The sequence below is a fragment of the Loktanella sp. S4079 genome, from assembly GCF_000967725.1.
In the GTDB taxonomy this organism is placed as follows: Bacteria; Pseudomonadota; Alphaproteobacteria; order Rhodobacterales; family Rhodobacteraceae; genus Yoonia.
The window spans coordinates 36,583-49,033 of the sequence record NZ_JXYE01000012.1 but is presented as its reverse complement, the minus strand read 5'-3'; the positions used below and the strand labels follow the sequence as shown (position 1 = coordinate 49,033).

General features: G+C 53.8%; 11 protein-coding genes. 6 read left to right on the top strand and 5 right to left on the bottom strand.

What is annotated here, in order from left to right; genetic code table 11:
• Both TW80_RS16810 and TW80_RS16805 read right to left on the bottom strand, forming a co-directional pair.
• Positions 1-2,079 (bottom strand): DUF7507 domain-containing protein (locus TW80_RS16810; protein WP_045998623.1); only part of this gene is annotated, 2,079 nt, incomplete at its 3' end.
• A gap of 951 nt (positions 2,080-3,030) precedes the next feature.
• Positions 3,031-3,192 (bottom strand): hypothetical protein, encoded by a 162-nt coding sequence (locus tag TW80_RS16805; RefSeq protein WP_045998622.1) that lies wholly within the window; start codon positions 3,190-3,192, stop codon positions 3,031-3,033.
• Positions 3,193-3,269: 77 nt separating this feature from the next.
• On the opposite strand from TW80_RS16805, the gene TW80_RS16800 reads away from it, so the two are divergent.
• A complete protein-coding gene (locus TW80_RS16800; protein ID WP_045998631.1) occupies positions 3,270-4,376 on the top strand; it encodes a pyridoxal phosphate-dependent aminotransferase in 1,107 nt (368 codons plus the stop codon).
• Positions 4,377-4,479: 103 nt separating this feature from the next.
• Here the strand turns inward: TW80_RS16800 and TW80_RS16795 are convergent, their stop codons facing one another.
• A complete protein-coding gene (locus tag TW80_RS16795; RefSeq protein WP_045998621.1) occupies positions 4,480-5,655 on the bottom strand; it encodes a pyridoxal-phosphate-dependent aminotransferase family protein in 1,176 nt (391 codons plus the stop codon).
• 127 nt (positions 5,656-5,782) lie between these two features.
• On the opposite strand from TW80_RS16795, the gene TW80_RS16790 reads away from it, so the two are divergent.
• The 3 genes from TW80_RS16790 to TW80_RS16780 all read left to right on the top strand — a co-directional run bounded on the left by TW80_RS16790 (position 5,783) and on the right by TW80_RS16780 (position 9,043).
• A complete protein-coding gene (locus TW80_RS16790) occupies positions 5,783-7,573 on the top strand; it encodes an ABC transporter ATP-binding protein (protein ID WP_045998620.1) in 1,791 nt (596 codons plus the stop codon).
• A complete protein-coding gene (gene ygfZ / locus TW80_RS16785; protein ID WP_045998619.1) occupies positions 7,566-8,321 on the top strand; it encodes a CAF17-like 4Fe-4S cluster assembly/insertion protein YgfZ in 756 nt (251 codons plus the stop codon). The genes TW80_RS16790 and ygfZ overlap by 8 nt, the downstream gene beginning before the upstream one ends.
• Before the next feature lie 113 nt (positions 8,322-8,434).
• On the top strand, positions 8,435-9,043 hold the full coding sequence (locus TW80_RS16780; protein WP_157033323.1) for a hypothetical protein: 609 nt from the start codon (positions 8,435-8,437) through the stop codon (positions 9,041-9,043).
• A 56-nt stretch (positions 9,044-9,099) separates the two neighbouring features.
• On the opposite strand, the gene efp is transcribed toward TW80_RS16780, so the two are convergent.
• Complete coding sequence (gene efp, locus TW80_RS16775) at positions 9,100-9,663, bottom strand: elongation factor P (protein WP_045998617.1); 564 nt, start codon at positions 9,661-9,663, stop codon at positions 9,100-9,102.
• Between the two features lie 221 nt (positions 9,664-9,884).
• Between efp and TW80_RS16770 the strand changes: the two genes are divergently transcribed.
• On the top strand, positions 9,885-10,208 hold the full coding sequence (locus TW80_RS16770; protein ID WP_045998630.1) for a DUF6280 family protein: 324 nt from the start codon (positions 9,885-9,887) through the stop codon (positions 10,206-10,208).
• A 116-nt stretch (positions 10,209-10,324) separates the two neighbouring features.
• On the top strand, positions 10,325-11,782 hold the full coding sequence (locus tag TW80_RS16765; RefSeq protein ID WP_045998616.1) for a cobyric acid synthase: 1,458 nt from the start codon (positions 10,325-10,327) through the stop codon (positions 11,780-11,782).
• Here the strand turns inward: TW80_RS16765 and TW80_RS16760 are convergent.
• Positions 11,779-12,405 carry a hypothetical protein gene (locus tag TW80_RS16760; protein WP_045998615.1) on the bottom strand — a complete coding sequence of 209 codons (627 nt, stop codon included), beginning with the start codon at positions 12,403-12,405 and terminating at the stop codon, positions 11,779-11,781. The two genes, TW80_RS16765 and TW80_RS16760, sit on opposite strands and share 4 nt — an antisense overlap.
• Positions 12,406-12,451 lie beyond the last annotated feature (46 nt).

Genomic DNA, 12,451 nt, shown 5'->3' with positions numbered 1-12,451 from the left:
CACATTGCCGTCGTTGGTGGCAGTGTAAGTGTAGCTCACCACATCGCCCGCAGCCACAGGGCTGGACAGACCAGAGGTATCATCCGTCAGCACAAGGCTGATCGCAGGGGCCGCAGTTAAGTTTACGACTGTCTCATCATCAGGGTAGCCATCCAAATCTCCATCGACATCAGCCGGATTATTTGGATCATCTGACAAACTGCTGACGGTACCGCCAGAAGGTGTTGTTGCCGAGGCCGTCGCGGTATTCGCAAAACTGCCAGCGTCAATGTCGGTTTGTTGCAGAGAGTATGTTGCGGTGAACGTTGTCGTATCGCTTTGACCAGGTGTCAACAACGGGATCGGACCGCCAGACATTGACGCGTTGGGATCAGTCACCGTGACGTTTGCCAGGTTACTATCGCCCACGTTAGTGACAACAAAGCTGTAGGTGATTGTATCGTTCACGTCAGCTTGACCATCGCCACCATCATTAAATGTCGCAGCCTTGGTCACCGTGATGCCCGCAGCTTCTAGGGCGCGGAAATCGACTTCGTTCAGGTTACCCTGATCGTTTTGCATATCTGCATAGGTCGTTGTGACGCCTCCATCCGGATCTGCATATGACGGGGGCGCGATTGTTCCAGATTCAGCGCTATCCAACACCGTATCGCCGTCACTATCATCATCAAGGAAATCAGGTATTCCATCGCTATCGTCGGCGTCATCATAGGGCGCGTTGAAGGTCGCAATCGTCCCGCCAAATGCAAAGGACGTGTCAAAGATATTGAGAACACCGTCGTTATCGCTGTCGCTCGCATCTCCGACGGGTGTGGTGTAAGCGACGTAGCCTGAAGTCGCACGCCCCTCGACGGCATCTGGGATACCGTCGTTATCGCTGTCGAGGTCGCGGAAGTTGGCCGGGTTGTCACCGTCACTATTGGCAGGCGTCACGCCTGTATCCGAGCCGAATATTGCTTCGACACCGTTGGCCAAACCATCGTTGTCAGTGTCCGCGCTCTCGGAGGGAGAAATCGTGCCGTCACCGTTTGCGTCAAGTGCCAGAACAGCGGCGGATCCTGCTTCGTAGATGTCGCTAATGCCGTCGTTGTCGGAATCCAGATCGCGTGTGTCCGCGATATTATCTCCGTCGGTGTCGGGCGCAGAGAGCTCAACAACAGCAAAGATAAAGCCGAACTGGTCGCGGCTTGCCGGATTAGGCTGATTGATCGTCACGTTTACCAAGCTTGTCGATGTTGGCAAAGCGTAGAAGGTGTATTGATCAATGGGGCTGTTTCGGATGTCGCCGTCTGAACTGAACGTATTTGTAGAAATCACATTGCCGGTCAGACCAGTTTGGTTCGATTCAACGCCATTCAGAAGAGAATACTGGTGCGGCGGGGCCAACCAGTTAAACGCAACGCCAGACGCGACAGTCGTCATTTGAACATCGGTGATAAATTCAGTGGGGCCACCGTCCTCCCCCGATAGGCCCGCGACACCTAACAGATAGACAAATTGACTTGTGCCGGTACTAATTGCTTGGGCCGAGGCGCCAAAGTCGAGCGAGAACGTTCGCGGTAGATCACCAACAATATCAATATAGGGCGTTTGAATCGTTGTATCGACACCTAGCAGGTTCACATTCATTGGGTTCACTGGCGGAGAAAAGAGCCCCCAACCATTGTCCCAGCCACCGCCACCGCTGGTCCAACGCAGATTGACCCCTCCAGCCGGCAACGAAGCGTTTCCACCGATTGCCAGCGGGAGCAGCACGGGCGCGCCGCTGGCATTTGTGTCCCGGATCGCCTGAATATCGCCGCCATTTGGGGCGTAAACATAAGCGGTCGCTGTGCCCCCTTCGTCCCCATCCCGGATACCGTCATTATCGTCGTCGGTATCAAAAACATCGGAAAGCGCATCCCCGTCTGCGTTCTGCGCAAAGGCTGCAGATACAAACCCAGTCGGATCATTGGGCAGTGCGATAGACACAAATGACAGCAGCACAAACACAAAAACTGCCCGAAGAGCAGATTTCACAACAGAGGCGCATGAGTGAAGCAGCATCTGAACGGCACTCAATTTTGATAGTTTCATCATGATACGCACTCTTTCAAGAAAACGGGGATAGCTGGCTGGGGACGGGCTTGGTCGGATCTCGAGGTGACCTCTGGTCGGCGTCGCCGTCGGCGCTTTGGCATCTGCGCCTCAGGCGGCAAGGTCAGTGTCTTGGGGCGTCTATATGAGAGGTACTCGTTAACCATATCCTGCGTGATCGGGACAGCGTGTGAACACACGGGGCAACTGGTAAATGGGCTCCACAACTGCACGCGCGTAACTAACGCTTGTAGTTCGGAGTACTCGTTGCCACGTCGATAAATCATCAACTCTCTCATATGCAGACGGGCGTCGTTGGATACCCAAAAATCGTTACAACACGGGAGAGGTATTTGATCGCAGACTAAGAAGGACAACCGGCCCTAAATTTCTGCAAAATCCACTCCTCCCGAGGGATAAAAATTTCACACCTGTGACTGAGATGGAGCGACAATTTTCTTCCCTAAGGAGAGTTTTTGCATCTGCTCAAAGGCAATTCAAATGGCAATAATTGGGCAATTATGTCATTAATGCGGCATAGTATTCCGATAACTTCTATCGGAAATAAATTTTATCAAGCAATCAGATTTCACTATAATCTGTTGAAAAACATATAACTTTATACAAAAATGAATAAAAAACCTATACTTTCATGCGAACAATAAGGCACCATTATACCTGATAGTCATGAATTTATGCACACATGAGTATATACGGAAGGATAGGTTCCCTCACCGAATGACCTGACACTCAATACACCTATAGTTGTGCAGCAAAATATAATACAGCACCACGAAATCGTTTATGAGATCCACCGCGTAATCCGACAAAAATAATCAAATTACATACTGATTATTGGCACATCAGAACGTACACCCTTGAAAGGAATTTATCAGGGCATTTTTCGAACTTTTGCGCCCGAAGAACCATCACTCAGTTAACTCGAATACGGCCCTAAGGCACCACGCGTTCAACCGCGCGCATCATCCCCAATGCCTTGTCGTAGACCAAGGTCAAGACACGCCGTCCACCGGTCTTGGTGGCAACTTGTTGTACGGCACGCACTGCAACCGCGGCACTGGTGCTAGCGAGGAACCCACGTCTTGATAGCTTCATTCGAAACCCTCCTGTTGCGAATGATTCTCAAATAATCACGATTGCATAAATTTCAAGGCCCGGCTTATCTAGCCGCCATGACAAAGCCTGTACTTACCCCCCTCGCCCAATCCTTACCTGCCACCGTTCCCTTTGTTGGACCAGAGGCGCAGGAACGCGCGAGCGGCAAGCCATTCATCGCCCGCCTTGGTGCGAATGAAAACAGCTTTGGCCCCTCGCCCAAGGCAATCGCCGCAATGCAAACGGCGGCCTGCGATGTATGGATGTACGGCGACCCAGAGAGCCACGATCTGCGTCATGCGCTCGCCGCGCATCATGGCGTTGCGCCAAACAACATCATGGTCGGCGAAGGCATTGATACGCTTTTGGGCGTTTTGGTGCGGCTCTACGTCGGGCAAGGCGATGCGGTCGTCACCTCGGACGGTGCGTACCCGACGTTCAACTACCACGTCGCCGGGTTTGGCGGCGAATTGCACAAAGTTCCCTATGTTAATGACCACGAAGACCCAGACGCGCTCATCGAAAAGGCTCGCGAGGTCGGCGCGAAGCTGATTTACATTGCGAACCCGGATAATCCGATGGGAACTTGGCATACGGCTGATGTTATTAACCGGATGATCGCCCGCATTCCCGATGGCTGTATGCTTGTTTTGGACGAGGCATATATAGAATTGGCCCCCGACGGCACGGCCCCAGAAATGCAGGTAGACAATCCGAATTTAATCCGCATGCGCACCTTTTCCAAAGGATACGGCATGGCGGGCGCTCGTGTTGGTTATGCCATTGGTGAGGCGGACGTAATCAACGGCTTCAACAAGGTCCGCAATCACTTTGGCATGTGTCGGATAAGTCAAGCTGGGGCGCTTGCGGCCCTACACGATCAAGAGTGGCTCGCGCATATTAAATCTCAGGTCAGCCAATCGCGCGAACATATCAATAAGATTGCGGCCGATAACGGGCTAAGCTGCCTGCCCTCAGCAACGAACTTTGTCACGATCGACTGCGGTCAAACCGGCGATTTCGCGCGACATGTACTGGCCGCCCTCGTTGAAGCAGGCATATTCGTCCGCATGCCTTTTGTCGCGCCACAAGACCGCTGCATCCGCGTGAGCTGCGGTACGGACGAACAAATGGATTCTCTCGCAAAAGCGCTCCCCGTCGCGCTGCAAAAGGCACGCGACTAAAATCTATACATCTGGCGCAGCACACCACCCTGAGATCCAACGTATCCGCGCACCAGTCATACGACACGAAGAGCGACGTTACATCGCTCTTCGTTAGCTGCTTTTACGCAGACGCGATTACTTCTGATGCAGCCTCGAGCGCGCCGCGCCCGTGTGGAATGTTGAGCGCTTTTAGCCCCGCGTCGATCGCGCCCAGTGCTCCCATCATCATGTGACCACTGACGTGGCCCATGTGGCCGATACGGAAATAGGCCTCTTCTGGGTCACGACCAAGCCCGATCCCTAGGGTCAGGCCGCATTTTTCTTCGGTCCATGCGCGCAATTGCTGTCCAACGGCAGAGCCCATAGCAATTGACGTCACAGCATGTGAACGATGTGCTGGATCTGCGACATTCAATGCCATCGGACCGGCCGTGCCCCAGGTTTCAATCGCCGCCCACACTGTTTGGGCAATTTTCGCGTGGCGTGCGAAAACCGCATCCAACCCTTCGGATTTAACCAAGTCCAATGCTGCGCGTAGTCCATAAAGATGGTGGGTCGGTGCTGTTCCCGCGAAGTATTGGTAATAGACTGCCGGGTCTTTGCGCGGACGCCAGTCCCAATAACGTGACACTTTGGCTGGCTGTGCTGCATCTGCCTTATCGTTGAAAAAGACGAAACTAATGCCGGCTGGGGTCATCAAGCCTTTTTGACAGGCAGACACCATCACGTCCACGCCCCAGGCGTCCATTTCAAACCGATCGCAGCCCAGCGAGGCAATACAATCCGCCATCAACAAAGCATTGTGCCCTGTTCGGTCCAGAACCGCGCGTACGCCCGCGATGTCGCTCTTAACGCTGGTCGAGGTATCGACGTGCACGGCCAAGATAGCCTTGATCCGCCCGGCTTTATCCGCGTTGAGGTGTTCCTCTAGCCGCCCAAGGTCAATCGGCGACTGTGCGCCATGATCGATGGTCTCAACTGAAGCGCCCAGCCCGGTGGCCATTTCCCCCCAGCCAATACCAAACCGACCGGTTGCCAGCACAAGAACCGTATCCCCCGGCGCGATCACATTCGATAGTGCGGCCTCCCACGCGGCATGACCGTTTCCGATATAAATCGCGACATGATGATCAGTCATCGCAACAGATTTCAGATCAGGGATCAGGCTTTGGGTGACCGCGTGCAATTCGCCTTCGTAAATGTTGGGTGAGGCGCGATGCATCGCCTGCAAGACCACATCTGGAATGACAGATGGGCCAGGAATCGCCAAATAAGGGCGACCATGAGACAAGGACATTGGTATGCTTTCGATAGTGGTTACGAGCGGACAGTATCGCCCCGAAAGCCAAGGTCAAGCGTAGCAAACTTGCCCCGGCCACAGTTTTGCGATTAGACCGTTGAAAAATCATATTGAAAGAAACGCGATGCCTGCGCCATCCGCTACGCGAAAATCAAACAAACCCCAATCCGCCGTCACATTGTTTTGGTGGCTCTGGAAGGATTACCTGCGCCCGCACAAGTGGCTTTTGGTTGCGGCGCTGTTTTTCATGGCAATCGAAGGATCGATGCTCGCGCTGCTGTCACGCATGGTGCAGCCCATGTTTGATGATGTTTTCGCCGCCGGAGACCAGAAAGCACTTTATATCGTGGCCTTTGGTATTTTGGCCATCTTTATCATTCGTGCGGTAACATCATCCGGCCAGCGGCTCATTATGAACTTGGTTGTGCAACTGACCTCGGCTGATATGCGCAAGCATCTGTTGCGGCATTTGATGACCCTCGATAGCAACTTTTATCAATCGCACCCGCCCGGGCAGTTGATCGAACGCGTGCAGGGCGATGTTGGCTCTATCAACTCGGTTTGGAGCAGCATCATAACCGCCCTTGGCCGCGATTTGATTTCGCTCATCGGTCTGTTTGGCGTGGCCCTGTGGATCGACTGGCGGTGGACGCTGATTGCGATCATCGGCATTCCGGTTCTTGTGATGCCTTCATTGCTTGTGCAGGCCTACATTCGTCGGCGTTCGCGCAATGCACGCGAAATTGCTGGCCGGGTTTCCACCCGCTTGGACGAAGTGTTCCATGGGATTAACCCAATCAAGCTGAACGCTTTGGAAGACTACCAAGCAGAGCGCTACGATGATCTGATCCGCAAGGGTGTCAAAGCCAATATGCGGACTGCCGCAGGCCAAGCCGCTGTGCCCGCACTGATTGATATTATGACAGGCTTGGGCTTTATGGGCGTTATGCTCTACGGCGGTGCCGAGATTATCTCTGGCGAAAAGACAAACGGCGAATTCATGTCGTTCTTTACTGCCATGTCTCTGGCATTTGATCCCTTGCGCCGCCTAGGACAGATGAGCGGGCAATGGCAGATGGCTGCAGCTAGCGTTGAGCGTCTACAAGAAGTGCTAAACCTCAAGCCCACGATCCTATCTCCGGCTCAGCCGAAACCAATCACGGCAGGATCGCCTGAAATCGCACTAGATCAAGTCGAAATGAGCTACGGTGATTTGCCAGTGCTGCGGAGTACGAAATTCGTCGCAAAAGCAGGACAGACAACCGCACTGGTTGGGGCATCTGGTGCGGGGAAAAGCACTATTTTTAACGTCCTAACACGGTTAGTCGAACCCTCCTCTGGGCAAGTGACAATTAACGGCACCTCGATCAATGATTTCGCCCTAAGCGATTTGCGCGGCATGTTTTCCGTCGTAAACCAAGACGCAGCATTGTTTGATGAAACACTGCGCGACAATATTTTGCTGGGACGCACCGATGTCAGCGACGAACAGCTTAAGAAGGTACTCGACGCTGCTCACGTCACTGATTTCCTACCAAAGCTATCAAATGGGCTAGATAGCCCTGCCGGGCCGCGTGGTTCCAACCTGTCCGGCGGTCAACGCCAGCGCGTTGCCATCGCCCGCGCGCTTCTTCGTGATACGCCGATCCTGCTGCTTGACGAAGCAACCAGTGCGCTCGACACGAAATCCGAAGCGATCGTGCAAGATGCGCTTGAACGGCTAGCGAAAGGGCGCACAACGCTTGTGATTGCCCACCGCCTATCGACCGTGCGCAATGCGGACTCCATTGTTGTGATGGACCACGGTCGTGTTGTTGACCAAGGCACGCACGACGCTCTTCTTGAACGCGGCGGCCTTTATGCCGATCTATACAATCTCCAATTCTCGCAATCTGAAAGTGACACTGATGACTAAGCGCACTGTTCTATCGATCACAGGCAAAGACCGCGTTTCGTTTCTTCAGGGGTTGGTTACGAACGACGTCGAAAAAGCAGCGTCAGGCATTGTCTACACCGCGCTGCTGACACCGCAGGGCAAATATATCGCGGACTTCTTTGTCATCGGGCAGCAAGACCGTCTACTGATTGATGTTGCAGCGTCACTGGCCCCTACCCTCGCTCAACGGCTGGGCATGTACCGCCTGCGCGCGGATGTCGCGATAGATGAAACACAGATCATCGTCTCACGCGGAACAGGAACTGCGCCCGTTGGCGCATTACCTGACCCCCGCACAGCACAGATGGGTTGGCGTCACTATGGGGAAACCGATCAAAGCGATAATACCGATTGGGATGCCCTGCGTGTCGCACATTTGATCCCTGAAACCGGCATCGAACTGACGGCCGACACCTATATTCTCGAGGCGGGATTCGAGGCGCTCAATGGTGTGGATTTCAAGAAAGGCTGCTACGTCGGGCAAGAAATCGTCGCGCGGATGAAGCACAAAACAACCCTGCGCAAAGGCCTGGCCCGGGTGACAACAAATGGTCCAATTGACTGCGGAACACCAATTATGAACGCCGACGGCAAAGAGGTCGGCACCATCTACACCCAATCCGGCAACCAAGCCATCGCATACCTACGTTTCGACCGAAGTGGCGGGACGTTATTTGCAAATGAAGTGCCGCTTAGCTACGAGCCTAGGGTTAATACGACCGACTAAGCGACAACATACTTACGTGAAGGAAAGTCTAGAATACACCTAGACGCATCAGGTCGCTAACGTTAGCTTATTGAAAAAATTGTATTTCGTCTAAAATTTAAAGGGACAAATAGATGACAAACGCCATTCAGCGCACGGCAGGACTACTCCTTATTTTTACCGGGATAACAGGTTGTAGCTCCTCAGAAAGCGGGATGTCATATGCAGATATTTCCTCTCAAGCGCAAAACATCGCTGCGATCATCGATAATGACACCCCAATCGCCACGGCCGACATACCAACGTCCGGTAGCTCGCGATACTCTGGGGTCATTTTGTTCGTCGACCAAGCGGAAACTGGCGTTCTATTTGGACAAACGAACATCGATGTCTCGTTCGGGACGAACACTGCTACCGGCCAAGTCGGCGATTTTGTCTATGCAGAACAGGTAACTGATGAAGACGCGGATCTACCAACTGTTAGAGGTCAGCTAACTCTTGACGACGGTATCATCGACCGCACAGCCGGATCAGGAGACGCGCAAATTGTCGGTGAACTTAATGGAACGCTGACACCGTCCACAGAAATGTTTGGAATCAATTCGGGTACAACAACGTCGATCGCAACTAGTTTCGAAGCAGTGCTATTGGAAGATAGTCTGCTCGGCTTAGCAGACGGATCGGCAACTGGTGGCAGCACGAGTGTCGATATAGCCGGAATTCTTGTTGCCGAAGAAAACTAACATCAAACAAAAAAGGCCGCCATGGATGGCGGCCTTTGCTTTTATCGGGATCGCACTTAGGCGCGTTCGACGTATTCGAAAATCTCGGTATTCACCACGATGCTCTCGTCTTGGCCAACGAAAGGCGGGATCATCACACGCACGCCGTTATCCAAGATAGCTGGTTTAAAGCTGTTCGCAGCAGTTTGACCCTTCACGACAGGCTCGGTCTCGGCCACTTTGCAGACGACCTTTTGTGGCAGGGTCACGTTCAGCGCTTCTTCGCCAAAGTATTCGATCTGCACGGTCATACCGTCTTGCAGGAATGGGCGGCGGTCGCCCAGGATATCTGCGGGCAATGCGATCTGATCGAATGTCTGCGTATCCATAAAGGTCAGCATATCGTCCGCCTCAAAGAGGAACTGCTGGTCCTTTTGCTCTAGCGTGACGCGCTCAACCTTGTCGGCAGACCGAAAGCGTTCATTCAACTTGCGACCATCACGCAGGTTCTTAAGTTCAACCTGTGCAAAGGCGCCACCCTTACCGGGCTTCACATGATCAATTTTGACTGCGGCCCATAGGCCACCTTCGTGTTCCAGTACGTTGCCTGGACGAATTTCGTTACCGTTGATTTTGGGCATGGGTCATTTCGTTTCGCGTTAAAGAAAAGGTTGATTGATGCTGGGCCAAGCCTATATATCCACAGTGGTGAGCTGGCAAGATCACGCAAGAATGCGAAAGACAACGGCCAGCTATGCATCAAATGCATGGCTGCCATTCCAAAACAGAACCCCCGAATCAGGTTCAAATATGCATATTGCCGTTCACTCGGGGACTACAAGAGCAATAAGAAGGAAGCATGATGAGAGATTTCGTCGACGGTACCGCGTTTAATAACGAACAAGGGAACCGTGCTCGTAAGTTGTTTGCTGCTGTCGTACTCGCCGCACTTGATGACGCCATTGCTGATGACAAAAAATACGGTAACGGCCCCGAACAAATCGCACGTTGGGCGCGTTCTCGCGATGGTCGCGAGGTACTGTCTTGTGCTGGCATCGACCCGAACGAACGCGTTGTCGAAGGCCTGATGGAGTTCGTTGGCAAGGGGGTTCGTACCTCTGTTGCCCTGTCACGTGAAGAAAGCGAACGTCGCAACGCGGCCGAACAGGAAGCGCGCGCTGCGTGACCTTTGCGCGGTAGAACGTAATAATTTGATGAAAACGCAGCTCTTCGGGGCTGCGTTTTCATTTGTGCTTTTACCTTCGTTTTCGCGGCACTAATGTCGCCCAAAAGCGAGGTCCGATGACAAGAGCAATCATGATCCAAGGCGCTGGGTCAAACGTGGGTAAATCCATGTTGGTCGCCGGCATTGCGCGCGCTTGCGTTCGGCGTGGCCTATCAGTCGCCCCGTTCAAGCCGCAGAACATGTCGAACAATGCAGCCGTTACAGCAGACGGTGGTGAAATCGGGCGCGCACAGGCACTACAAGCCCGCGCATGTGGGCGTGAGCCGCTCGTCGATATGAACCCTGTACTGCTAAAGCCCGAGACCGACACAGGCGCTCAGGTCATTGTGCAGGGGCAACGCTTTGCCACGCTCAGGGCCCGCGACTACGGGAAGCAAAAGGGGCAGCTTCTGCCTGCTGTACTCGACAGCTTTTACCGTATCGCGAAAGGCGCTGATCTGGTGCTCATCGAAGGTGCCGGTAGCCCCGCGGAGGTTAACTTGCGCGACGGCGATATCGCTAATATGGGCTTTGCCGAGGCCGCCAACGTACCCGTCGCACTTATCGGCGATATCGACCGAGGCGGTGTGATCGCGCAGCTTGTTGGCACGCATGCCGTTTTGCCCGCCGATGACCGCGCCTTGATCAAAGCGTTCGCCGTCAACAAATTTCGTGGGGATACCAGCCTATTCGCGAAGGGAATGGAAACCATCGCAGAACGCACCGGCTGGGCAGACTTAGGTGTGATCCCATGGTTCGCAGATGCGTGGCGTCTACCTGCCGAGGATGTGATGGATATCGCCAGCCACAAAGGCGGCGACATTAAAATCGCTGTTCCGCGTTTGAACCGGATTGCGAATTTTGACGACCTCGACCCGCTGTCCGCGACCCCCGGTGTTAGCGTCGAAGTTATTCAACCTGGGCGCCCCCTGCCCGGCGGCGCGGATCTCATTGTGATCCCCGGCTCTAAATCAACCATCGCAGATCTCGCAGATTTTCGACGCCAAGGTTGGGACATCGACCTGACCGCGCATGTTCGTCGTGGCGGGCATGTATTGGGCATATGCGGTGGATACCAAATGCTCGGCACCGAAGTGATAGACACCGACGGGATCGAGGGGCCACCTTGCCGCGTTGCCGGACTTGGCCTGCTAAATGTTGTGACAACGATGAAGCCCCAAAAACGGCTCGCGCGGACCACCGCCACCTACCTGCCGACTGGGGATGAAGTCAGCGGTTATGAAATCCACCTTGGCGAAACAACCGGGCCAGATACGGAAAACGGGTGGCTCTCTATTGGCGACCGCACCGAAGGAGCATCGTCAAAGAACGGGCAAATCTTGGGTTGCTATCTGCATGGGCTATTTGATGCAGATGCGTTCCGCACAGCTTATCTGTCGCGCCTAGGAAAGGCCGTCAGCGCCCACAACTACGCAGACAGCGTCGAAGACACGCTAGACGCGCTCGCTGATCATCTGGAAACACATATGGATATAGATAAGCTGCTGTCACTTGCCAGCCCTATCCAAGCTTAATCGAGGCCCTTGGCCACAAGCACGCGGTTAATTTCGCGACGGACAAGTTTACGCACGTTCCGCGTAATCCGCTCGCCTAATTCACCGCTTAGCTCTTGGTGAACGATCTCGACTACAAGGGCGCGCAATGCGTCTTCGTCGATACCAACAGAGGGGCTTTGTTCGTCAGCGACTTCCTGCTCATCCTCGATGGTTTCAAGGATCAGCGGCGGCGTGTTCTGAATTTCTGACGAATCAAGAATGCGCGATTGGAACGCGCTGGCGGCCCAAGCGGTATCATCAAAATTCTCGCCTTCGTCTGCTTCCCAGTCTTCGGATTGGGATGTGACGGCAGCTTCCAGCTCTGCGATGGTGGCCTCTAGCCCTGCGCGATCCGCGCGTTTGGTGGGTTCGAGAACAAGGATCTTGCTGACTTCATCAGCGTGACGGAACTCTGGTTCCTCAGTAATTTCAGGCTCTGCGGGCGCTTGTTCATGCGTTTCGACGTCAACACGCAACGCAGGTGTCAAAAGCAAACGATCTGGGGTTTCACCCTCTTCTTCGTTTCGGCGCACAGCCACAAGGTTGCGCACCGATTTCAACAAAGCGTCGTCAACATTTCCTGTTCGCGCCGTGTTCGACATGATGTGTCCCTCGCTTGCCATCCACACCGAAAAGGGTAGCGGAAAA